Source organism: Oricola indica (assembly GCF_965227485.1).
GTDB classification, from domain to species: domain Bacteria; phylum Pseudomonadota; class Alphaproteobacteria; order Rhizobiales; family Rhizobiaceae; genus Oricola; species Oricola indica.
On the sequence record NZ_OZ245747.1, the window covers coordinates 2,504,835 to 2,525,002 of the forward strand.

A 20,168-nucleotide genomic window follows, 5' to 3' on the forward strand; every position below is an offset into this window, starting at 1 on the left:
CGTGACGAGCGGTCTACCTTTCGACGATATTCGCAATCTGATCGAGGCATTGCCCGGCCCGGACGAGGCGGCCGTCGCCGCGGTGCGCGAGCGCGACGTCCAGTTGACCAAGCCGGCCGGCGCGCTCGGCAGGCTGGAGAGTATCGCCGAATGGCTTGCGGCATGGACGGGGCGGCCGCCGGCCGTCACGCGACCGCTTGTTGCGGTGTTTGCCGGCAATCACGGTGTTGTCGAGCAGGGTGTCGCGCCTTATCCGCAGAGCGTGACCATGCAGATGGTGCAGAATTTTGCCGCCGGTGGCGCAGCCGTCAACCAGATCTGCATCGCGCATGATCTCGGGCTCAAGGTTTTCGATCTGGCTCTCGATTATCCGACCGCCGACATCACCCGGGAAGCCGCGATGGACGAAAAAACCTGCGCGGCGACCATGGCCTTCGGCATGGAGGCGATCGCTGGCGGCACGGATCTGCTCTGTATCGGTGAGATGGGGATTGGAAACACCACGATCGCCGCCGCGATGTTTCACGGTCTTTATGGCGGCGAAGCTGCCGACTGGGTGGGACCGGGTACCGGTTCGGCGGGTGATGTCCTGACGCGCAAGATCGACGCGGTCAGCCGCGCTGTCGCGCTGCACAAGGCGCATCTGAAGGACCCGCTGGAAGTGTTGCGCCGTCTTGGCGGTCGCGAAGTCGCCGCCATGGCCGGGGCAATCCTTGCCGCGCGCATGGAACGCATTCCCGTGATCATCGACGGCTATGTCGCCACAGCGGCCGCGGCCGTACTGCATGCTCTCAATCCCAACGCGCTGGATCATTGTCTTGCAGGGCATGTCTCGGCCGAGCCGGCTCACGCCGCCGCGCTCGCGAAGATCGGCAAGGAACCGTTGCTTTCGCTCGGCATGCGGCTGGGTGAGGGGTCGGGCGCGGCGCTTGCCGCCGGGATCGTCAAGTCTGCGGCGCTGTGCCATTCGGGCATGGCGACATTCGATCAGGCGGGTGTCAGCGGCAAGGACGCCGAATAAGCCGCGACTGCCGGATCAGGCGGAGCCGGCAGCGGCCCGGCGTTTTTCGGCCGGCCGCGTGGAACGCGCACGCCGCTCGGCCTTGTCGGAAACCGGAGCGGCGGGCAATTCGTCCATGACGCGCTCCGCAGGGAAGATCGCGAGCGCTTCGGTTCCTTCGCGCAGCTTGGATTTCAGCTTGAACGTGCCGTCATGCATCGCCATCAGAGCCTGCACGATCGGCAGGCCGAGGCCGGTGCCCTGTTCCGCGCTCTTGATCGCGATCGAGCCCTGGCCGAAGGCCGACAGCACGACCGGGATTTCGGACTCAGGAATGCCCGGGCCGTTGTCCTTGACCGACACATACTGACCGCCGGAAGCCGTCCAGCCGGTCTTGACCTGGATGTGGCCGCCTGAGGGCGTGAACTTGACCGCGTTGGAAAGCAGGTTGAGGGCGACCTGTCGGATGGACCGCTCGTCGGCAAGCAGGCGCGGCAGGCCGGGCTCGTATGCGTGTTCGATGCGGATGTTCTTCTGCTTCGACTTCATGCGAACCATGCCGATGCAGTCTTCCATGATCTCGGTCAGGAGCAGCGGCTCCTCGATAAGCTCCTGCTTGCCGGCCTCGATCCGGCTCAGGTCGAGGATCTCGTTGATCAGCTTGAGCAGGTGCTGGCCGGACTGGTTGATGTCGCTGGCGTAGGACCGGTAGTTCTGGTTTTCCATCGGGCCGAGCACTTCTTTGGCCATTACCTCCGAAAAGCCAAGGATGGCGTTCAGCGGCGTGCGCAGCTCGTGGCTCATTGACGCGAGGAAGCGCGACTTGGCGAGGTTCGCATCCTCGGCGCGGCGGCGTGCCTCTTCGGAGATCGACCGGGCCATCTCCAACTCGGCGACCAGCGCGTTGTTCTCGCTTCGAAAACTGAGCGTCGCCAGGCTGGCGCGGCGAAGACGGATGGCGATGAAGGAGAAAAACAGCAGCGCGGCGAGCAATCCTGCCGATGCGGCGATTGCCGTCGGTTCGAAAATGCCGTCATGAGCGATCGCAAAGGCGACGACCGGCATGCCGAACTCGGTGACGACCGACCAGCGCAGATTGTAGTTGATCGTGGCGCTCGCAGCCATCGCGACGAGTATCGCGATCGCCTTGAACATCAGATCTTCGTTGTTCGAGCAGGTGTCGCAGCCGAAAAAGGCGAACCATGACCAACAGGCGCCAAGCAGAAGATGCAGGGCGGCGAAGGCCGCGACCCACTTGCGATGGGTCTCCCTGGCTTGTTTGCGCGAAAGGTACTTTCGACCGAGCAGGCCGAGCCCCACATAGAGCAGCGAGGCGACGACTGACCAGATAAGGATTGCGCCGGAGAAGCCGTAGGTGATGCTGAAGAAGCCGGTCAGTACGATCAGCAAGACGATGGCCAGCGTACCCGACTGAACGGCGCGCGCATAAAGCGTCAGCAAATCGCGTTCGTAATCCGGATCGGAGATGCCTTGTTCGGCCAAACGGTCGCGCGTCTTGCGAACGGCGATGCGAACATCGCTGTTGCGATACGACTTTCGCCGGTCAACAATAATCTTGTCGGGGAGTTCCGACGGCGATTGGCTCATGGTTTCAAATGTTTACGCGTTACACTTCCGTCAGGCGCATCCCGGATCGGTGAATGAAGATTATTTCCAAAACCTTAAAAACTTCCTTCAAAACCGGAATTGTCCATGCGCCTGCGTGCTAGAGAAAGAGGCATGCGCCGCTCGTCTGTGCGGCGCTTTTTCGAGCTCTTGGGCGTCGTTTTGCTGTTTGCCGTGGTTGCACTGGCGGCGGCGATCCTCGACGAGTCGTCGATGCGAACGATCGCGGGGCAGGTGAGAGTGATCGACGGGGACACGCTCCGCATCGCGGGAGAGCGTATCCGGCTCGCCGGTATCGATGCGCCGGAAACCGGGCAGACCTGCCGCATCGAAGGAGTGGTATCCGCGTGCGGTCAGGAGGCAGGGCTCTATCTGGCCGAATTGACGCGTGAGGGGAATGTAACCTGTCGGGGCAATGAAAGAGACCGCTACGGGCGGTTGCTCGCACGGTGTGTTGCGGGGGAGACGGACATCAACTCCGCCATGGTGCGCGCCGGATGGGCTGTTGCCTATGGCGACTATGCCGGCGAACAGAACCTGGCGTCGCGCGAGAAGATCGGCCTGTGGGCCGGGTCGTTCGACATGCCGTCCGACTGGCGTGCCGTTCATGGCGCGATGGCCGATATCGGGCCTGCCAGCTTGGCGATGCGGCTGTATAACAGGCTATTGTCCGGCCTGTTTGATAACTGGGGCGAGGAGACCGAATGACCCAGCATGATTTTTCCGACCACACGCTTTTCGATGGCGGGCGAGCGCCCAATCCACGTCGCGTGCGTATCTATCTCGCCGAGAAGGGGATTTCGGTTCCGCTCGTGCCTGTGGACATGGGCGCACTGGGCCACCGGGATACAGAGGTCGCCTCGCGCAATCCCCTGAAGCGCCTTCCGGTTCTGGAACTTGGCGATGGGCGCGTGCTGACGGAGTCGATCGCGATCTGCCGCTATTTCGAGACTTTGTGTCCCGAGCCGCCGCTGTTCGGAACCGGCGCGTTCGGCCAGGCCGAGGTGGAGATGTGGCAGCGCCGCGTAGAGCTTCATTTCATGTTCCCCGTCGCGCAGGCTTTCCGCCACATCCATCCGGCGATGCGCGAGTGGGAGGTTCCGCAGGTCGCCGAATGGGGCGAGGCGAACAAGCCCAAGGTGCTCGATTTCGCCGAATTTCTCGACGCGGAACTGGCGTCACGCCCTTTCATTGCGGGCGATGCGATTTCGGTCGCCGACATCTCGGCTGTCGTCGCTGCCGATTTCTGTAAACCTGCGCGTATCCGCATTCCGGATGAACTGGAAAATTTCCATCGTTGGTATGCCGCCATGCGCGAGAGGCCAAGCTACGAGGCATGAGCCGAACGCTCGACGCGCTGTTGAAGGAAATCCGGGCCTGCCGGATATGCCGGGACGAACCGGAACGCGGGAAGCGTCTGCCGCATGAGCCGAACCCGGTCTGCGTGCCGTCTTCGCGGGCGCGGATCTGCATTTCCGGCCAGGCGCCCGGTACGCGGGTACACAGTTCAGGCCGGCCGTTTACCGACCCTTCGGGCGTGCGCTTGCGCGACTGGATGGGGATCGGGGAGGACCTGTTCTACGATCACGACCGTGTCGCGATCGTTCCGATGGGTTTCTGTTTTCCCGGTCTCGACGCGAAGGGCGGCGATCTGCCGCCGCGCCGCGAATGCCGCGTCACCTGGCACGACCGGCTTTTCGCGGCCATGCCGCAGGTCGAACTTGTGCTCGCCGTTGGCCGCTACGCGCAGACCTATCACATGGGGGCGCAGGCCGGCGCGACACTCACTGAAACGGTGATGAACTGGCGCGCCGTTTATGACAGTCCAGGCGAGGGGCGGTACCGCATCCTGCCGCTGCCGCACCCGTCCTGGCGGAACAATTCCTGGCTGAAGAAAAACCCGTGGTTCGAGACGGAATTGCTGCCTGTCCTGCGCGGGGAGGTGGCGCGCCTGATCGCGTGAATGTGTCAGGTCGATGCTTGCGGAATATTTTTCTTTATGCGACTGGAATTCGGCAAGTTCACGCAATAATATTCCAAAGAGTGAATGTATGGACAAGATCGACCGGCGCATTCTGCGCCTCCTTCAGGAAGACTCCACCATTGCCGTCGCCGATCTGGCGAAGAAAGTCGGGTTGTCGACGACGCCTTGCTGGCGTCGCATCCAGAAGCTCGAGGAGGACGGTGTTATCCGCAAGCGGGTCGCGCTGCTCAACCCGGAGAAGGTGAATGGACGGGTCACGGTCTTCGTGTCGATCCGCACCAATTCCCATTCGATGGAATGGTTGAAGCGTTTCGCGGAAGTGATCGGCGAATTCCCGGAAGTCGTCGAGTTCTATCGCATGAGCGGCGATATCGATTACCTGTTGCGCGTCGTCGTACCGGATATCGCGGCTTATGACGCCTTCTATCAGAAGCTGATCGCCAAGATCGAGATCCGCGACGTCTCTTCGACCTTCGCCATGGAGCGGATCAAATACACGACCGAACTGCCTCTCGACTACATGGTGCTCGACAAGCCGTGACGCTTTGCGTTTGACCTCCGTCAATGAGCGGGTCCATACATATGGTATTCGACATATATCAACAGGAGGAGCGATCATGCTTAAACAACGGGTACTTTCATTCGGCGCGGCCGCACTGATCGCGGGAGCGCTTGTCGCTCCGTCATGGGCGGCGGGTGACGATGTGGTCACACGTCAGACCGAAGCTGACTTCGGGGATGTCACGCAGGCGGTGCAGGACGGCATCGTCAATCGGGGCTACGCGATCGACTATCATGGCCTTATCGGCGACATGCTGAAACGCACGGCCGGTGACGTCGGTGCGACGAAGGAACTCTACAAGGATGCAGAGTTCTTCACCTTCTGTTCGGCCGTCGTCTCCCGCAAGGTGATGGAAGGCGATATCGGCGACATCGCCTATTGCCCCTATGTCGTCTTCATTTACGAGGATGCGAGCACGGAAGGCACGGTTACCGTCGGGTTCCGTTCTCTGCCGGCAGGCGGTGAACGCGATCAGGTCAACGATCTGCTGACCGAGATCATCGAGGAAGCGGCCGAGTAAGCCAGCCTCTTCTCTTCAGGTTTCGACCGCGCGCCGACCCTGCGGTTGCCGCGCGGTCTTTATTTGTCGAGGAACTTCCAGGGCGTTCGCGAGGCGGGCGCAGTCGCCGGTTCTTGCACATCAGCGTGCCGGACACTTGCGGCGCGGAGCCGGTATCCGGACTCGACACGGACAACGCCGTCGAGAATGAAAAGCTGCGAAATATCATGGGCCTTTCTGAGCCGGCCGGACACGGACACCGGCTCATAGGTGCGCTCGATGCGGATCGGCTTCTCCGGCGTGACCAGCACGACCTGTTCGGGCGGGGGTGGCGGCATGTGAGAACAAGCACCCGCCCAAGGCAACAACATGAACTGGTAGACCTTGTCGCCTTCGTAATCCACGGGAAGAAGAAATCCCGCCAGTTCGATCTCTTCGGCCGCGTCTTGCGGCGCTGTCTTCAGCTGGTCCCATGTGATCGTCGTCGCGCTCGCGCTTGCGCAGCATATCGCAAATGACGCGGCAAACAGTCCGGTTGCGAGGCTTCGGCGATTTGCGGTCATGTCGGTCTTCCCGGGGAGCAGACCTGCCGAGAATGCGCCCGGCCTTCCTTTTCGGCAAGCCGGTCCAGCGTCTTTTGTGCTGTCAGCTCCCTGACCGCATCCTTGCCGATCCAGCGGGCTGTCCTGTCCTCGGAAACCGCGAGCTTTTCCGCCAGAGCCAGTGCGGGCGTGTGGCAGGTGACGGAGCGCTTGCCGATCTGGCGTAACGCCCAGTTGACCGCCTTCTTGACGAAGTTGCGCCCATCTCCCGAATGGGCCTCGATCAGCGGCAGCCAGGCGATGATGTCGTCATAGGGGCGCTTTTTCAGGTGGACCGATCCCCAGGCCATCATCGCGAAGGCCGTCCGGCGGACGAATTCGCGCTCATCCGCCGCGAATTCGGGAATGAGTTCGTCGACCAGTCCCGCGTCGCAGAACAGGTCCGCGGAATGGTCTACGATTTCCCAGGAGGCGAATTCGGCGGCCATGGCGCGCGCCCGGTCGGCGGTCACCTTCTTCGGTTCGTCGGAGAACAGCGCCAGAAGCCGCGCCTCGCGAATTCCCGAGTCCCAAAGTTCAAGCGCGCGTGCGTGATTGCGCTTCAGTTTCCTCGCAAGCGGTCGCAAGACGGCGTTCGAGACGCCGAGCGCATTGGACGTCTCGATCCCGAAGCGGGACATGCCATCCACGTTGTATTGCGAAGCGAGTGTCCGCAGATGGGCGATTGCCTGTTCGGCCGTCCAGTCCGGGGAAGGCTCAGGAGTCGCCATCGATCTTTTGCAGTCGCGCCAACAACGATGACGTGTCCCAACGCCGGCCGCCCATAGACTGGATATCCTTGTAGAACTGGTCGACCAGGGCCGTCACCGGGAGCGCAGCGCCGTTGTTGTTTGCTTCGGAAAGCACGATGGCAAGGTCTTTGCGCATCCAGTCGACCGCAAAGCCATGCTGGTATTCGCCCGCGATCATGGTCTTGTGGCGGTTTTCCATCTGCCACGAGCCGGCTGCGCCCTTGGAGATGACGTCGATGACCTTGTGCATGTCGAGCCCGGCCTTGAGGCCAAAATTGATGCCCTCCGACAGGCCCTGGACCAGGCCTGCGATGCAGATCTGGTTGACCATCTTGGTCAACTGGCCCGCGCCGGTCGGTCCCATGAGGCCGACCATGCGTGCAAAGGCCTCGATCGCCGGCCTGGCGCGCTCGAACACGTCTTCGTCGCCGCCGCACATCACGGTCAGGACGCCGTTGACCGCGCCGGCTTCGCCGCCGGAAACCGGTGCGTCGATGAAGCCGAACCCGCCCTTGTCGGCGGCTGCGCGCAACTCGCGCGCCACGTCGGCGGAAGCGGTGGTGTTGTCGATGAAGATGGCGCCGGGCTTCATGCCTTCGAACGCGCCGTCTTCGCCAATCGTGACCGAGCGCAGGTCGTCGTCATTGCCGACGCAGGAGAAGACGAAATCGGCGTCTTCGGCGGCCGCTTTAGGGGTCGGGGCCATCGAACCGCCGAACTCCTCGACCCATTTCTGCGCCTTCGCCTCGGTGCGGTTGTAGACCGTGACGTCGTGGCCGCCCTTCGTCGCGAGGTGGCCCGCCATGTGATATCCCATCACGCCGAGGCCGATGAACGCCGCTTTTGCCATATCCGGTTCCCTTTCGATCGTTTGCGCGTGACATAGCCTATCAGGCGCGACGATCAAACGGCGAATCCGGTTTCGGGAGAATCGCTTGCCGCTGTTTCTTCGCGGATCGATTCAACCGTTCATGTGGCGGTCGGCCGGCGTCCGCGCGAGTGCGATAAAGGCAGTGATTGTCTTTCGGCGCGCCTCGTTCGCGATATCGCGTTCCGTTCGTGCCGTCGTTTTTTGGGTATCGACGTTTGGCGTGCGCGCTGCAGTCATCAGGGAGTTTGCGATCAGGTTCAGCATAGGATTTTTCCATATGTCAGTTTTTCATGAGGCCAGATTGACTGAAATTGGCCGATATGCCAGTCATAAATATAAGCAATATGTAAGTCTGGCTTTCATATGGACTGGTGCGGAATTCCATCGCTGAATGGACTGAAGGCTTTTTCGGCCGTTGCCGACACGCTGAACCTGTCGCAAGCGGGGCGGATGCTGAATGTCAGCCACGCCGCGGTCAGCCAGCAGGTCAGGGCGCTGGAGGCGCATCTCGGTGTGTCGCTGGTGGTGCGGCACGGGCGCGGCGTCGCGCTGACACCGGAAGGGCAGGATCTGGCGAAAAGCCTTGAAGAAGCGTTTTCCGCTATTCGCTCGGCCGTCGATGCATTGTCGGAAGCCGGGTCGGGGCGCCCGTTGCAAGTGACGATGACGCCCGCATTTGCGGTCAGCTGGCTGATGCCCCGCATCTCCGACTTCCGCCTGCAGCATCCCGACATCGAATTGATGCTCAATCCGACAGCCGAGCTTGTCGAACTCGCGCCGGGTGGGGTCGATGTGGCCATCCGCTTCGGTGACGGCAACTGGCCCGGTCTCGACGCGGAATTGCTGTTGCCGACCACATTCGCGATCGTCGCTGCCCGCTCGCTGGTCGGGGACCGGCAGTTCACCGATCCCGAGCAACTGGTGGACTATCCATGGATGCAGGAACTGGGCACCAACGAATTGTCGCTCTGGCTGGAGCGGCAGGGCGTGATCGCCACCGGCAAGCTCGATATCACGCATCTGCCCGGCTATCTCGTACTTGACGGTCTGCGGCGCGGCGACGGGATCACCGCGTCGGCGCGCGCGTTCCTTGAGGCCGAGATCGAAGCGGGGAGCCTGCGGTTGCTGTTCGAAGATGCCCGGCCGGGTTCCGGTTATTACATCGTGACTCGTCGCGGCGCGATGCGTCCGTCGCTGAAAGCCTTCGTCTCGTGGCTTCGCCGCCATGCCGAGGCGCGGCAGGGCAGTGGCTAGCGCTTGAGGTGCCGCGTCAGGCGCGCTTCCAGCAAGTTCCAGACATTGCGCAGCGCTTCCACGATGCAGAAATAGAAGACCGCAGCCCAGATATACGCCTGGAAGTCATAGGTGCGCGAGAAGGCGCGCCGGGTCTCGCCCATCAGGTCGAACACGGTGACGAGGGCGACGATGGCGGAACCCTTGATCATGAGGATGATCTCGTTGCCGTATGGGCGCAGGGCGACGATCAGGGCCTGCGGCAGGATGACTTTCCAGAAGGCCTGCAATCGGTTCAGCCCAAGTGCGGCGGCGCCTTCCCATTGGCCGCGCGGCACGCTGTCGATGGCGCCGCGCAGGATTTCCGCCTGGTAGGCCGAGGTGTTCAGGGAAAACGCGAACAGGGCGCAATTCCAGGCGTCGCGGAAGAAAAGCCACAGGCCGACTGCCTCCAGTTGCGGGCGGAAGGAGCCGAGGCCGTAATAGATCAGGAAAAGCTGGGCGATCAGCGGCGTTCCGCGGAACACGTAGACATAGGCGAAGGCAATGCGGCTGATGACGGGGTTTTTCGACACCCGGCTGAGCGCGACGGGCAGGGAAATCACCGCGCCGATCGCGATGGATACGCCGACGAGCGACAGGGTGGTCCAAAGACCGGACAGGAATTTCGGGCCGTAGCGCTCGATCTTGGCGATGTCCCAAGCCGAGTAGAGATAGAAGACAAGCCCGATCGCCGCGGCGACCCAGAACATGACGAGGATCGTTCCGGAGATGCGCGCCGTCGTCCAGCGCTTCGCACGGTCGGGTGGGGCTGGTTGGGCCTTGATCAGCGTGTCGGCGACGCTCATCGGACCTGTTCCCCGCGTTTGCCATAGGCTTCAAGCCTGTTGAGGCCGATAGAGGAGATCAGGGCGAGGACCAGATAGAGCAGGAAGGCGAGGCCGAAGAAAAGGAAGGCCTCCTTGGTTACGCGCGCGGCAACGCCGGTCTGGCGCAGAATGTCGGTGAGGCCGATCGCGGAAACGAGCGCCGTATCCTTGATCAGGATCATCCAGAGATTGCCGAGGCCGGGCAGGGCAATGCGGATCAGTTGCGGCACGATGATGGAGCGCATGACCCTGCCGTGGCGAAGGCCCAGTGCGTAGCCGCCCTCGTACTGGCCTTTCGGAATGGCGCGGAACGCGGACAGGAACACTTCGCTCGCATAGGAGGAGAACACCAGCGCAAGCGCGATGACGCCGGCGAAGAAGGTGTTGATTTCGATCGCGCCGCCGAGGCCGACGGCCTTCAGCAATTGCTGGATGCCGATTTGCAGGCCGAAATAGACCAGGAACAGCGTGAGAAGTTCGGGAAGGCCGCGGAAGATCGTCGTGTAGATGTCGGCGGCTGTGCGGAGCGTCCATTCCTCGCTCTGCTTGGCGACCGCGATCATGAAGCCGATGAACAGGCCGACGGGCAGGGTCGCCAGTGCAAGCGATACCGTGATCAGGACGCCCCAGGCGATCTCGTCGCCCCAGCCCTGGTCGCCGAAGCTGAGCAACGTCAGGTAGTTGTCCATCCGCCCCGCTTGTCTGTCCCGTCCGGCCCCGGGGGAGCCGGGAATGCGACCGGACAGCGCATGCGCCGCCCGGCCGGTTCGTCAGTGGAAATCAGTCGCCGTAGACGTCGACGTCGAAATACTGGTCGTTGATTTCCTTGTAGGTGCCGTTGGCGCGGATCGCATCGATGGCAGCGTTGAACGCCTCGCGAAGCTCGTCCTCGCCCTTGCGAATGGCGATACCGGCGCCTTCGCCGTTGATCACCGGATCGATCGGCAGCGTCGCCAGCAGCTTGCAGCAGTCGCCGTCATCGGACTTGAGCCACTCCGACAGCACGATCACGTCGTCGATCACGGCATCGATGCGGCCGGACGCGATGTCGAGCTTGTATTCGTCCGGGGTCGGGTAAAGCTTCAACTCGGCGGAGGAGAGCTTTTCCTCGGCATAGTTGGAGTGGGTGGTCGAGGATTGCGCGCCGATCATCTTGCCCGCGAGGCCCGCATCGGAGGCTTCGGTGATGTCGCTGTCCTTCGGCACGGCGATCGCCGGCGGGGTGTTGTAGTACTTGTTGGTGAAGTCGACGCTTTCCTTGCGTTCCTCGGTGATCGACATGGAGGCGATGATGGCGTCGAACTTGCCGGCGAGAAGCGCAGGAATGATGCCGTCCCAGTCCTGGGTGACGAATTCGCATTCCGCGTTCATTTCGGCGCAGAGCGCCTTGGCAATGTCGATGTCGAATCCGACCAGCGAGCCGTCGGCCTCAAGATTGTTGAAGGGCGGGTAGGCGCCTTCCGTGCCGATCTTGATCTTCATCATGTCCTGGGCCTGCGCGGCGCCGACTGTCAGCGCCAATGTCGCGGCCGCAGCCATCAAGCCTTTGGTGAAACGCATGTTGTTCTTCCTCTTCAACACGTGGTCCTTGTGCGCGGTTTTCCCGCGCGTGATGCTGGGCCCGGCGGGAATTGCCGGGCATGAGGAAAGATACTCCCACTGTTTTTGCGCGAATTGCAACACTAAAAATTCCCGCAAATCCGGCATCCAAACCGGTTTGTCACTTGCCGTTTTTCGCCGGCCTGAGAATGCGCACCAAGACATTGTCCTTGTCGAAGAAGTGGTGCGTGAGCCCGTCGATGATATGGAATCCCGCGAGCAGCATGCAGGAATGGCCCGCGATGGAATGAATGGTCTCGGCGATCATTGCCGCCTCCGGCATGATCGGGAATGGCACGGTGAAGCTCGTCCAGTCGAAGACCAGATAGGCGTCGCCCCGGAGCATCGGCAACAGCAGGCCGGTCACGGCGAGCGCAAGGACGCAGACCAGTAGCGCGAACATGGTGACGCGGGATGTCACGTTGAAGGCTGCGGACAGGTCCGAGATGCGGGCAAAGCCGCGCTTGAAGCGGCGCGTGACACGCCAGAGAAGAAACGGCGCGGCAATGAGCCCGAGACCGATATGCGTGCTCGCATTGCGTCCGTGGACGACATAGAGCGCGATGACGAAAACCGCCGTCGTCCAGTGCAGGATGATCGTCGTCGGGGCGTAGCCACCGAACGGGTCGCGCGGATTATGGGGCCTGATTGCCATGCCGGTCTTCACCTCCTGTCCAGGCCGGTTTGCCGTTCGATGAAATCGGCGACGTTGGAAACCGCGTCGTGGCCGAAGACCGGCAGGTCGCGGTCCGTTGCGTCCGGATCGTCGCTGACCACCGCGACGATGGTGTCGTCGCCCGATGAGAGCGGCGCGTTATCGGCGGCGCCGGTTCTGCGGATCTCGATCTTTGCATGCGCTTCGCGCTTGTATCCCTCGATCAGCACGATATCGCAGGGGGAGAGGCGGTTCAGCATGTCGGCGAGCTGTGGTTCATCCTCGTTGGCTGCGTTCTCGTGCATCAGCGCCCAGCGACGGCCGGATACGATGGCGACTTCGCGCGCGCCGGATTTGCGGTGGGTCCAGCTGTCGGTTCCCTCGTGGTCGATATCGAAGTCGTGATGCGCGTGCTTGATCGTCGAAACAGCCCAGCCGCGCGAGGACAGTTCGGCGACCAGCGCGGCGACCATCCGGGTCTTTCCGGAGTTCTTCCAGCCGATGATTCCGATGACACGATGCGCGGCCTTCATTGGGCCTTTCCCCTCAAGATCGTCTCCGCCGCGGCGAGATCGTCCGGCGTGTTGACGTTGAAGAACGGGTCGCTTCCATCGCCATATTCCGCAAAGCTGCAATCCACGCATTCATGTCGCCGAGTCCACATGGTGACCTTTAGCGTATCGGTTTCTTTGAGCCAGGATTCAAGGTCCTCCGCGAGGCTCGTCGGCCACAAGGCGAACACCGGGTGACGCCCGCTGCCGGAGATTGCCATGGCAATCGTCTCCCGTCCGGTAGCACACTGTCTGAAACGCGAAACGAGATCGGCGGGAAAGAAGGGCGTGTCTGCGGCTGCGGTAACCACCTGCGTGGCCCGATGGGCCTGTCGCGCCCATCTCATCGCGGTCAGGATTCCGGCAAGGGGCCCCTTGTAGCCTTGTATGGAGTCCTCGATCACCGGGACGCTGAATGGCTTGAAACGGTCGGTATCGCCATTTGCGTTGATTGCGACATCCCCAACCTGCGGCGCGAGGCGCTCCAGAACGTGGCCGATCATCGGCTTTTCGCCGAGGGAGATCAGCGTCTTGTCGGTCCCGCCCATGCGCCGCGACAGGCCGCCCGCGAGGACGACGCCGACGATGGGTTGCGGAGCGGGACCGGACATGGGCGGACTATGCTTGCTTCGATCGATCGCCGCAACGGCCTGGGTCAGCCGCGTGGATTGCTGCGCACGGCGGCCAGCGTAAGGACGATGGCGAGGAACCCACAGGCCAGCAGGAACAGGCAGAGCGGTATCGGCTGCGCGTCGGTTCCCACGATGATCCCGGCGATGACGGACGCGACCGCGCCGACGCCGATCTGCAATGCGCCGAGCAGGCCGGAAGCCGCACCGGCCGATTCCGGCTGCAGGCTGATTGCAGCCGCGGTCGCATTGGGCAGCGTCATGCCGTTGCCGAACCCGACGAGGGCCAATGGCAGGAAAAAGGCGACGGGATGCTCGATTCCGACGGAAAACAGGATGATCGTGATCAACGGGCCAGCGAGAGACACGACCACGCCTTCGACCATCATCCGTTCGAGGCCGTGCCGCTCGGAATAGCGGCCGGTCAGGAAATTGCCGATGGAATAGCCCAATGCGCAAAACGCGAAATAGAGGCCGTAATCCGAGGGGCTGAGGCCGAGATAGACGCTGGACACGGCCGGGCCGCCGCCGAGAAATGCAAAGAACGACGCCGATGTGAAACCTGCGGAGAGAGCGTAGAGCCAAAAGGCGGGAAGGCGTCCAAGCTTGCGATAGCTCTCGACTTGCGCGCGCAGCGACGTGCCGCGATAGCGGTTCGTCTCGGGCAGCGAGATCATGCCGGCGATTATCGCGGCGGCGCCGAAAAGGCCGAGCGCGACGAAAGACATGCGCCAGCCGAACAATTCGTCGATCTGGCCGCCGATTGCAGGGCCGATCATCGGTGCGACGGCCATGCCCATGACCATGTAGCCCATCGCGCTCGCCGCCTTCTCGCGCGGGTAGACATCCCGCACGATCGCCCGCGAGAGCACCATTCCGGTGACGCTCGCCGACTGGATGACCCGGCCTGCGAGAAACACCGTGGCCGATTGCGAAAACACGCAAAGCGCCGTTCCGATCAGGAACAGGACAAGACCGGCATAGATCACCGGTCGCCGGCCATAAATGTCCGAAAGCGGGCCGATCACCAGTTGCAGCATCGCCATCATGATCAGATAGAGCGAAAGACCGAGCTGGACGGTCGCGTATGGCGCGCCCAGATCCTCGGCGATGCTCGGCATCGAGGGTACGAACAGGTTGATCGCCAATGGGCTGACCGCCGCGAGCAGGATCAGCGTCACCAGCGCGGGACGCGGTCCTGTCCATTCTTCATGCTGCATGTCGGAAGGAGCGGGTGTATGGCGATTCATGAAATGCGCGTTCTTCGATGTTTTAAGTATTGTTCGCGGTAGAGCGTGTAGAGGCCGCTTAAAACGATCAGGCCTGTACCGAGGATTGTATACATATCCGGCCTCTCGCCGAAAACAACCATCCCGATCCCGATTGCCATCACGATACGGACATATCGGAACGGCGCGATCAGGGAAACCTCTCCCAGGCGCAGCGCGCTGGTGATGAGATGGATGCCGAAGATGCCGCAAACCGATGCCGACAGGACGAGGCCCGTGACCGGCCATGACATCATCCGCCAGGGCGACATGACCGTTTGCAGCACGATCGCCGCCCCGATGATGACAACACTTGCCACAAGCGCGACCACCTCGGTCGAAATCGAGTGCGGCACGGCGCGTGTTCCCAGATCGCGCATGGTCAATCCGATCACGGCCGCAACCGCAAAAAGCGAAGCGGAATTGAAGCCCTCCATGCCGGGGCGGATGACAAGGAGAACGCCGGCAAAGCCGACGCCGATCGCCGTCCATCGCCGCCAGCCCACGGCCTCGCGCAGGAAGATAGCCGCGCCAAGTGTAACTGCAAGCGGGGCCGCCTGGAGGATGGCGGAGGCATTGCTGATCGGCATCAGGGACAGCGCGATCACGAAGCAGACCGCACCCGTGGCGTCGCCGATGTGGCGCGTGACGATCGCCGGAGAGATCAACGCCGCACGCGAGATGCGATGCCCGCGCCGGCGGGCCAGATAGCCGAAATAGAGTATCGACAGCAGGGCCTGGACCGTCAGGATCTGGCCGACGCCGATATCGGCCGAGGCCAGCTTGATGAACATGTCATCGAGGGCGAACAGCGCCATCGAGACCGACAGGAAAATGACGGCCTTCAAATTGGCCGCATCGATTGCGGCCGAATCGGCGGGCGAGGCGGCTTCGGGTGTCGCCCCGCCGCGTGAGATTTTCGATACCATGAAGCCGGTTCGCCGGAATGAGGGCAGTAGAAGGATGCCCATCCATAGCGCAAGCGGCACAAAGCGTCACGGCGCAACTGGCCGGACCGGTCCCCGCCGATACGGGCGGGGCAAATACCATCAGCGGCGGAAGATCGCGCCGAACATGTTGCGGATGTGGGCATCGCGGTCGCGGCGTGCACGCGCGATGATGGTCTCGAACTCGGTCGGTTCGAACGGCGTTTTCGTGTTCTTTCTCGTGGACATTTTGTCTTCTCTTCTTCTCCGCTTTGCGCGGCTGTTTGTATTTCCCGTCAAACGCATGCTGCGCTGCAGCACGTATATGGTGCCTCAATAGGAGGATTTCCGGGCCTCAGGCATGCGAAGTCGGAAGCACAGATATGCGAAATCGCCGTGGCCGGCCTGGATCAGGTTCCGCGCCCCGGGGGCGGGGAGGCGGCGGAAATGTTGGCGGATGCGGCACGACGCGAGACCACCCGCTCGCGATAAAGCGCGTAAAGCCCGCTCGCGACGATAATGGAACCGCCGAGAAGCGTCAGCGCGTCCGGAATTTCCCCGAAGAAAATTATGCCCAGCAGGATGGCCCAGAGCAGACCGGTGTAGCGGAACGGTGCGACTGTTGCGATTTCTCCGATCCGCATCGCAAGGATGATGCACTGGTAGCCCATGAACAGGAACGTAGCGGATCCCGCCAGTGTCATGACCGCCGAAAGCGACATCGGCCGCCAGCCATCCCCGCCGAACATCATGACCGCACCCATCGTCGACACGGCGACCGTGGTCAGGAGCGAGAAGACAATTGACGGAACATCCGCGGGCAGGCGGCGCGTGGCAAGGTCGCGCATTGTGGCGAACAACACGGTGCCCAGAACCGCGAGGGCGTAGATGTTGAAACCTTCCATGCCGGGCCTGATGATCAGAAGGACGCCGAGGAAGCCGACGACGATCGCCGACAGCCGGCGGATGCCGACCCGTTCACGCAAGAAGAGCGCCGCGCCGAGCGTCACCGCCAGCGGGAGGGCCTGCAGCACTGCCGAGACATTGGCGAAGGGCATGTGGAACAGGGCGTAGAGGAAGAGGACCGTGCCCAGACCCTCCCCCATGGTCCGCAAAGCCATGGCACCGGTCATCGCTTTTTTGAGCGGAACCGGCACGCCCGCCACGCGTATGTAAACCGTCAGAAACAGAAGCATGATCGCGCCGCGCACCAGCATGACCTGGCCGGCGCCATAGGCGCCGCCGAGCGACTTGATCAACGCGTCGTTGAAGGTGAAGCCGGCCATGGACGCGGCCATCAGCAACGATGCGCGTAAGCTTGTCGACATGGCCATGAAAGTGTCCGGACAGCGAATGAGAGTGGCGTGGCGCGCTCAGGGACGCGTCGCTTTGTATACAGTCACCGGATTGATTTCGCCATCATAACTCGCATCGGCCTGATACTCCGTGAGCACGAACCGCCCGTCATGGAATGTCCATGTGCCGGAGGAGGCGGCATCCGCGATCCCGCGCCATTTCGAGAAGCTGGAGATGGTCTGCGTGTCCTCGTCGTACCAGGCGTTGACCAGGGATGACACCGCGGTGAACCCGAGGACTGTGAGGTTTTCGACGACGGCGCTCTCGTCGTCGGCATAGTCGATATCGAGTTCAGGTGTGGCGAAATGCACCGGGCCTAGCCCGTCGATTTCGGTCTCCATGAACCAGATCGAGCTGAAATTGTAGGCCCCGTAAAAGCAGGGAAGCTGGTAGAGCCGCACGGCGCGGTCCGGACCGTCCTCCTCCTCGTAATCATAGCGGAAAGAGATTTCCCACGACCGGATTTCGCCGAGATCTTCCTCGACCCGTTCCCACCAGCAGCTCTCGCCCCGATAGGTCGATTTCGCGAGTTCGATCAATTCCTCAGGAGACAACTCCGGCAGTGTCCCATCCGCGTGCGATGGCGCGGCGAGGCAGGCAAGCAGGGCCGCGCCCGCGCATATGCGCCGCATCCTCATTGCGGACCGTCCAGCGTGTTCGCGATCTGCCCGGTCAACTGGTCGTATAGCGCCGAGGCGAGTCGCGGATATTTCATTTCCATGGAGTGGATGACGCCGTCGGTGAATTCATGGCGCTCGTAGAACGTATTGCCGTTCTCGATGCCGGAAACGACTGCCCAGCCCGCGCCGGAGGCCGAATAGGTGATCGTGCGTCCGCGTTCGGACGCGTTCTCTTTTTCCCGGTCGATGAGAGATTGCGGCGTCAGGTCGAGCGCGTTGAACTGGCCGTAGGCCGCCAGTTCCGCACCGTCGGAGGAGCGGAAACGCCGTCCGTCGCCATTGACCGGCGGCGGGTCTATCGCATCAAAGATATCGACCGGAAAGGTTATCCGCGTTCCGAAGCGGTCGTTCACATAGGTGAGGGAGTCCGCATGCGCGGAAAGCGTGAGCGTGGAGAACAGCGTTGCGATGCACGCCGCGCGTTTCACGGCTCAGCCGCCCGTCACGCTCATGTGGCGAGACACAGCGGGGCGCTTCGTGCCGCGGTCGATGACGAAATCATGTCCCTTTGGCTTGCGCCCGATCGCCTTGTCGATGGCATCCGACAGGAGTTCGTTGCCTTCCGATGCGCGAAGCGGCTCGCGCAAATCCGCCGCATCGTCCTGACCGAGGCACATGTAGAGCGTTCCCGTACAGGTCAGCCGGACACGGTTGCAGCTTTCGCAGAAATTGTGCGTCATCGGCGTGATGAAGCCGAGGCGGCCACCGGTTTCAGCCACTTCGACATAACGCGCCGGGCCGCCGGTCTTGTAGGGGATGTCGGTCAGCGTGAACTGACGCGCAAGATCGGCGCGCAGTTCGGACAACGGCAGATAACGGTCCGTGCGGTCCTCCTCGATCTCGCCCATCGGCATGGTCTCGATCACCGTCATGTCCATATCCTGGCCATGCGCCCAGCGGATCATGTCGGGGATTTCGGTGTCGTTGAAATCCTTCAGCGCGACGGCGTTGAGCTTGATTTGCAGGCCGGCATCCTGTGCAGCCTTGAGCCCGTCGAGAACCCGGGACAGGTCGCCCCAGCGCGTCACCTGCTTGAACTTGCCGGCATCGAGCGTGTCGATCGACACGTTGATGCGGCGCAACCCGTGGCGATACAGATCCTTTGCGTGCTTCGTGAGTTGCGAGCCGTTGGTGGTCAGCGTCAGTTCCTCAAGCGCGCCCGTTTTCAGGTGCCGGCCGAGTTGCTCGACGAGGTGCATGATGTTCTTGCGCACCAGCGGTTCGCCGCCGGTCAGGCGAAGCTTGCGAACGCCCTTCTCGATGAACACGGTGCACAGCCGGTCCAGTTCCTCCAGCGTCAGGAGGTCCTTCTTGGGAAGGAAGGTCATGTGTTCCGACATGCAATAGGTGCAGCGGAAATCGCACCTGTCCGTCACGGAGACGCGCAGATAGGTGATGTCACGCCCGAAGGGGTCGGTCATCGTCGGCAGGGTCGGCAAGGCGATATCGTCTCGCATGGAACAGGCACGCTTTCGGTTGTTTCCAACGTATGTTGATGCCATAGCCGGTCGCGTCAAGATCAGCAACGAACGAAACGGGATTGGCACGATGCCGGATACGACGGTTTGGCCGACTGAATTGCGGGTTTCACGGGACCGCAGGACGCTGAAAGTGACTTTCAATTCAGGCGAAAATTTCGATCTGGACGCGGAAATGCTGCGCGTTCTGTCGCCATCCGCGGAAGTGCAGGGCCATTCGCCCGAGCAACGCGTCACGGTGGGCGGCAAGCAGGATGTGACGATTTCCGAGATGGTTCCGGTCGGAAACTACGCGGTTCGCATCGTCTTCGACGACCGTCATGACAGTGGCATCTACACGTGGTCCTATCTCGCGCGACTCGGCCGCGAAAAGGACGTGCTCTGGGCGGCCTATCTGGCGGAACTCGAGGAAAAGGGAATGACGCGATGAGCGCATACCGCGCGGTGACTTCGATCGAGGAACTGGAGAGCCTCTACGGCGTGCCGGGAGAAGCGTCGTTGCTGAAGGTTTCCGACAGGATTACGCCGCAATACCGGCGCTTCCTTGAGGCATCGCCCTTTTTCGCGCTCGCGTCAGCCGGGCCGGAAGGACTCGATTGTTCGCCGCGCGGCGAACTCGGCGGTCTGTTCCGCATTGTCGATGACAAGACGCTGGTCATCCCGGACCGGCGGGGTAACGATCGCATCGACAGCCTGCGCAATATCGTTCGCGATCCGCGCATCGGCCTTCTTTTTCTGATACCCGGCTCGCATACAACGATCCGGATGAACGGCACGGCGATCGTGACCGCCGATCCGGAGCTTCTCGCAAGCTTCGAAAAGGCCGGCAAGCAGCCGCGCTCCGCCGTCGTCGTGACGGTCAACGAGATCTACACGCAGTGCGGGCGCGCGGTGCTGCGGGCAAAGCTGTGGGACCCGGAGCACCATGTCGATCCCGCCGACATTCCGACGGCGGGCGACATCCTGAAAGAGCGGTCCGAAGGCGCGTTCGACGCCGAAACCTATGATCGGGAATGGGCCGGACGCGCCAAGAAAACCATGTGGTAGCG

27 protein-coding genes are annotated in these 20,168 nt (G+C 62.2%); 9 read left to right on the forward strand and 18 right to left on the reverse strand.

Annotated elements, in window-relative coordinates; translation table 11 throughout:
- Position 1 precedes the first annotated feature (1 nt).
- Positions 2 to 1,021 carry a nicotinate-nucleotide--dimethylbenzimidazole phosphoribosyltransferase gene (gene cobT, locus ACQK2M_RS12550; RefSeq protein ID WP_425418092.1) on the forward strand — a complete coding sequence of 340 codons (1,020 nt, stop codon included), beginning with the start codon at positions 2 to 4 and terminating at the stop codon, positions 1,019 to 1,021.
- Positions 1,022 to 1,036: 15 nt separating this feature from the next.
- On the opposite strand, the gene ACQK2M_RS12555 is transcribed toward cobT, so the two are convergent.
- Entirely contained in the window at positions 1,037 to 2,608 is a 1,572-nt protein-coding gene (locus tag ACQK2M_RS12555) for a sensor histidine kinase (protein ID WP_425418093.1), read from the reverse strand.
- Positions 2,609 to 2,740: 132 nt separating this feature from the next.
- Between ACQK2M_RS12555 and ACQK2M_RS12560 the strand changes: the two genes are divergently transcribed.
- From ACQK2M_RS12560 to ACQK2M_RS12580, 5 genes are all read left to right on the forward strand, one after another.
- Positions 2,741 to 3,334 (forward strand): thermonuclease family protein, encoded by a 594-nt coding sequence (locus ACQK2M_RS12560; RefSeq protein WP_425418094.1) that lies wholly within the window; start codon positions 2,741 to 2,743, stop codon positions 3,332 to 3,334.
- Positions 3,331 to 3,966: a glutathione S-transferase gene (locus ACQK2M_RS12565; RefSeq protein ID WP_425418095.1), complete on the forward strand. Its 636-nt coding sequence runs from the start codon at positions 3,331 to 3,333 to the stop codon at positions 3,964 to 3,966. Before ACQK2M_RS12560 ends, ACQK2M_RS12565 begins: the two co-directional genes overlap by 4 nt.
- Positions 3,963 to 4,589: a uracil-DNA glycosylase family protein gene (locus ACQK2M_RS12570; protein WP_425418096.1), complete on the forward strand. Its 627-nt coding sequence runs from the start codon at positions 3,963 to 3,965 to the stop codon at positions 4,587 to 4,589. Before ACQK2M_RS12565 ends, ACQK2M_RS12570 begins: the two co-directional genes overlap by 4 nt.
- Before the next feature lie 88 nt (positions 4,590 to 4,677).
- Complete coding sequence (locus ACQK2M_RS12575) at positions 4,678 to 5,151, forward strand: Lrp/AsnC family transcriptional regulator (RefSeq protein WP_425418097.1); 474 nt, start codon at positions 4,678 to 4,680, stop codon at positions 5,149 to 5,151.
- A 76-nt stretch (positions 5,152 to 5,227) separates the two neighbouring features.
- Entirely contained in the window at positions 5,228 to 5,692 is a 465-nt protein-coding gene (locus ACQK2M_RS12580; protein ID WP_425418098.1) for a DUF302 domain-containing protein, read from the forward strand.
- Positions 5,693 to 5,751: 59 nt separating this feature from the next.
- On the opposite strand, the gene ACQK2M_RS12585 is transcribed toward ACQK2M_RS12580, so the two are convergent.
- The 4 genes from ACQK2M_RS12585 to ACQK2M_RS12600 form a co-directional block, all read right to left on the reverse strand.
- The gene (locus ACQK2M_RS12585) at positions 5,752 to 6,234 is read right to left on the reverse strand and encodes a DUF3299 domain-containing protein (protein ID WP_425418099.1); all 483 of its coding nucleotides are present in this window, start codon (positions 6,232 to 6,234) and stop codon (positions 5,752 to 5,754) included.
- Positions 6,231 to 6,983, reverse strand: a complete 753-nt coding sequence (locus ACQK2M_RS12590; RefSeq protein WP_425418100.1) for a DNA alkylation repair protein — start codon at positions 6,981 to 6,983, stop codon at positions 6,231 to 6,233. Before ACQK2M_RS12590 ends, ACQK2M_RS12585 begins: the two co-directional genes overlap by 4 nt.
- Positions 6,970 to 7,872 (reverse strand): NAD(P)-dependent oxidoreductase, encoded by a 903-nt coding sequence (locus tag ACQK2M_RS12595; protein ID WP_425420034.1) that lies wholly within the window; start codon positions 7,870 to 7,872, stop codon positions 6,970 to 6,972. The genes ACQK2M_RS12590 and ACQK2M_RS12595 overlap by 14 nt, the downstream gene beginning before the upstream one ends.
- A gap of 93 nt (positions 7,873 to 7,965) precedes the next feature.
- A complete protein-coding gene (locus tag ACQK2M_RS12600) occupies positions 7,966 to 8,139 on the reverse strand; it encodes a hypothetical protein (RefSeq protein ID WP_425418101.1) in 174 nt (57 codons plus the stop codon).
- Positions 8,140 to 8,238: 99 nt separating this feature from the next.
- On the opposite strand from ACQK2M_RS12600, the gene ACQK2M_RS12605 reads away from it, so the two are divergent.
- On the forward strand, positions 8,239 to 9,129 hold the full coding sequence (locus tag ACQK2M_RS12605) for a LysR family transcriptional regulator (protein ID WP_425418102.1): 891 nt from the start codon (positions 8,239 to 8,241) through the stop codon (positions 9,127 to 9,129).
- Here ACQK2M_RS12605 and ACQK2M_RS12610 read toward each other — a convergent pair.
- From ACQK2M_RS12610 to moaA, 13 genes are all read right to left on the reverse strand, one after another.
- A complete protein-coding gene (locus ACQK2M_RS12610) occupies positions 9,126 to 9,956 on the reverse strand; it encodes an ABC transporter permease (protein WP_425418103.1) in 831 nt (276 codons plus the stop codon). The genes ACQK2M_RS12605 and ACQK2M_RS12610 overlap by 4 nt on opposite strands.
- Positions 9,953 to 10,666, reverse strand: a complete 714-nt coding sequence (locus ACQK2M_RS12615) for an ABC transporter permease (RefSeq protein ID WP_425418104.1) — start codon at positions 10,664 to 10,666, stop codon at positions 9,953 to 9,955. The genes ACQK2M_RS12610 and ACQK2M_RS12615 overlap by 4 nt, the downstream gene beginning before the upstream one ends.
- Before the next feature lie 91 nt (positions 10,667 to 10,757).
- Positions 10,758 to 11,537 carry an ABC transporter substrate-binding protein gene (locus tag ACQK2M_RS12620; RefSeq protein WP_223475119.1) on the reverse strand — a complete coding sequence of 260 codons (780 nt, stop codon included), beginning with the start codon at positions 11,535 to 11,537 and terminating at the stop codon, positions 10,758 to 10,760.
- A 160-nt stretch (positions 11,538 to 11,697) separates the two neighbouring features.
- Complete coding sequence (locus ACQK2M_RS12625; protein ID WP_425418105.1) at positions 11,698 to 12,231, reverse strand: cytochrome b; 534 nt, start codon at positions 12,229 to 12,231, stop codon at positions 11,698 to 11,700.
- Between the two features lie 8 nt (positions 12,232 to 12,239).
- Entirely contained in the window at positions 12,240 to 12,764 is a 525-nt protein-coding gene (mobB, locus tag ACQK2M_RS12630; protein ID WP_425418106.1) for a molybdopterin-guanine dinucleotide biosynthesis protein B, read from the reverse strand.
- Positions 12,761 to 13,393: a molybdenum cofactor guanylyltransferase MobA gene (mobA, locus tag ACQK2M_RS12635; RefSeq protein ID WP_425418107.1), complete on the reverse strand. Its 633-nt coding sequence runs from the start codon at positions 13,391 to 13,393 to the stop codon at positions 12,761 to 12,763. The genes mobB and mobA overlap by 4 nt, the downstream gene beginning before the upstream one ends.
- 44 nt (positions 13,394 to 13,437) lie before the next feature.
- Positions 13,438 to 14,661 carry a multidrug effflux MFS transporter gene (locus ACQK2M_RS12640; RefSeq protein WP_425418108.1) on the reverse strand — a complete coding sequence of 408 codons (1,224 nt, stop codon included), beginning with the start codon at positions 14,659 to 14,661 and terminating at the stop codon, positions 13,438 to 13,440.
- Complete coding sequence (locus tag ACQK2M_RS12645; protein WP_425418109.1) at positions 14,658 to 15,608, reverse strand: DMT family transporter; 951 nt, start codon at positions 15,606 to 15,608, stop codon at positions 14,658 to 14,660. Before ACQK2M_RS12645 ends, ACQK2M_RS12640 begins: the two co-directional genes overlap by 4 nt.
- A gap of 120 nt (positions 15,609 to 15,728) precedes the next feature.
- Positions 15,729 to 15,854, reverse strand: coding sequence for a hypothetical protein (locus tag ACQK2M_RS12650; RefSeq protein WP_425418110.1), 126 nt, complete (start codon positions 15,852 to 15,854; stop codon positions 15,729 to 15,731).
- A 161-nt stretch (positions 15,855 to 16,015) separates the two neighbouring features.
- Positions 16,016 to 16,939 (reverse strand): DMT family transporter, encoded by a 924-nt coding sequence (locus ACQK2M_RS12655; RefSeq protein WP_425418111.1) that lies wholly within the window; start codon positions 16,937 to 16,939, stop codon positions 16,016 to 16,018.
- A gap of 39 nt (positions 16,940 to 16,978) precedes the next feature.
- Entirely contained in the window at positions 16,979 to 17,599 is a 621-nt protein-coding gene (locus ACQK2M_RS12660) for a DUF1176 domain-containing protein (RefSeq protein ID WP_425418112.1), read from the reverse strand.
- Complete coding sequence (locus ACQK2M_RS12665) at positions 17,596 to 18,069, reverse strand: hypothetical protein (RefSeq protein WP_425418113.1); 474 nt, start codon at positions 18,067 to 18,069, stop codon at positions 17,596 to 17,598. Before ACQK2M_RS12665 ends, ACQK2M_RS12660 begins: the two co-directional genes overlap by 4 nt.
- Before the next feature lie 3 nt (positions 18,070 to 18,072).
- The gene (gene moaA / locus ACQK2M_RS12670) at positions 18,073 to 19,098 is read right to left on the reverse strand and encodes a GTP 3',8-cyclase MoaA (protein ID WP_425418114.1); all 1,026 of its coding nucleotides are present in this window, start codon (positions 19,096 to 19,098) and stop codon (positions 18,073 to 18,075) included.
- A gap of 91 nt (positions 19,099 to 19,189) precedes the next feature.
- Between moaA and ACQK2M_RS12675 the strand changes: the two genes are divergently transcribed.
- Both ACQK2M_RS12675 and ACQK2M_RS12680 read left to right on the forward strand, forming a co-directional pair.
- The gene (locus tag ACQK2M_RS12675; RefSeq protein ID WP_425418115.1) at positions 19,190 to 19,549 is read left to right on the forward strand and encodes a gamma-butyrobetaine hydroxylase-like domain-containing protein; all 360 of its coding nucleotides are present in this window, start codon (positions 19,190 to 19,192) and stop codon (positions 19,547 to 19,549) included.
- The gene (locus tag ACQK2M_RS12680; RefSeq protein ID WP_425418116.1) at positions 19,546 to 20,166 is read left to right on the forward strand and encodes a pyridoxamine 5'-phosphate oxidase family protein; all 621 of its coding nucleotides are present in this window, start codon (positions 19,546 to 19,548) and stop codon (positions 20,164 to 20,166) included. The genes ACQK2M_RS12675 and ACQK2M_RS12680 overlap by 4 nt, the downstream gene beginning before the upstream one ends.
- Positions 20,167 to 20,168 lie beyond the last annotated feature (2 nt).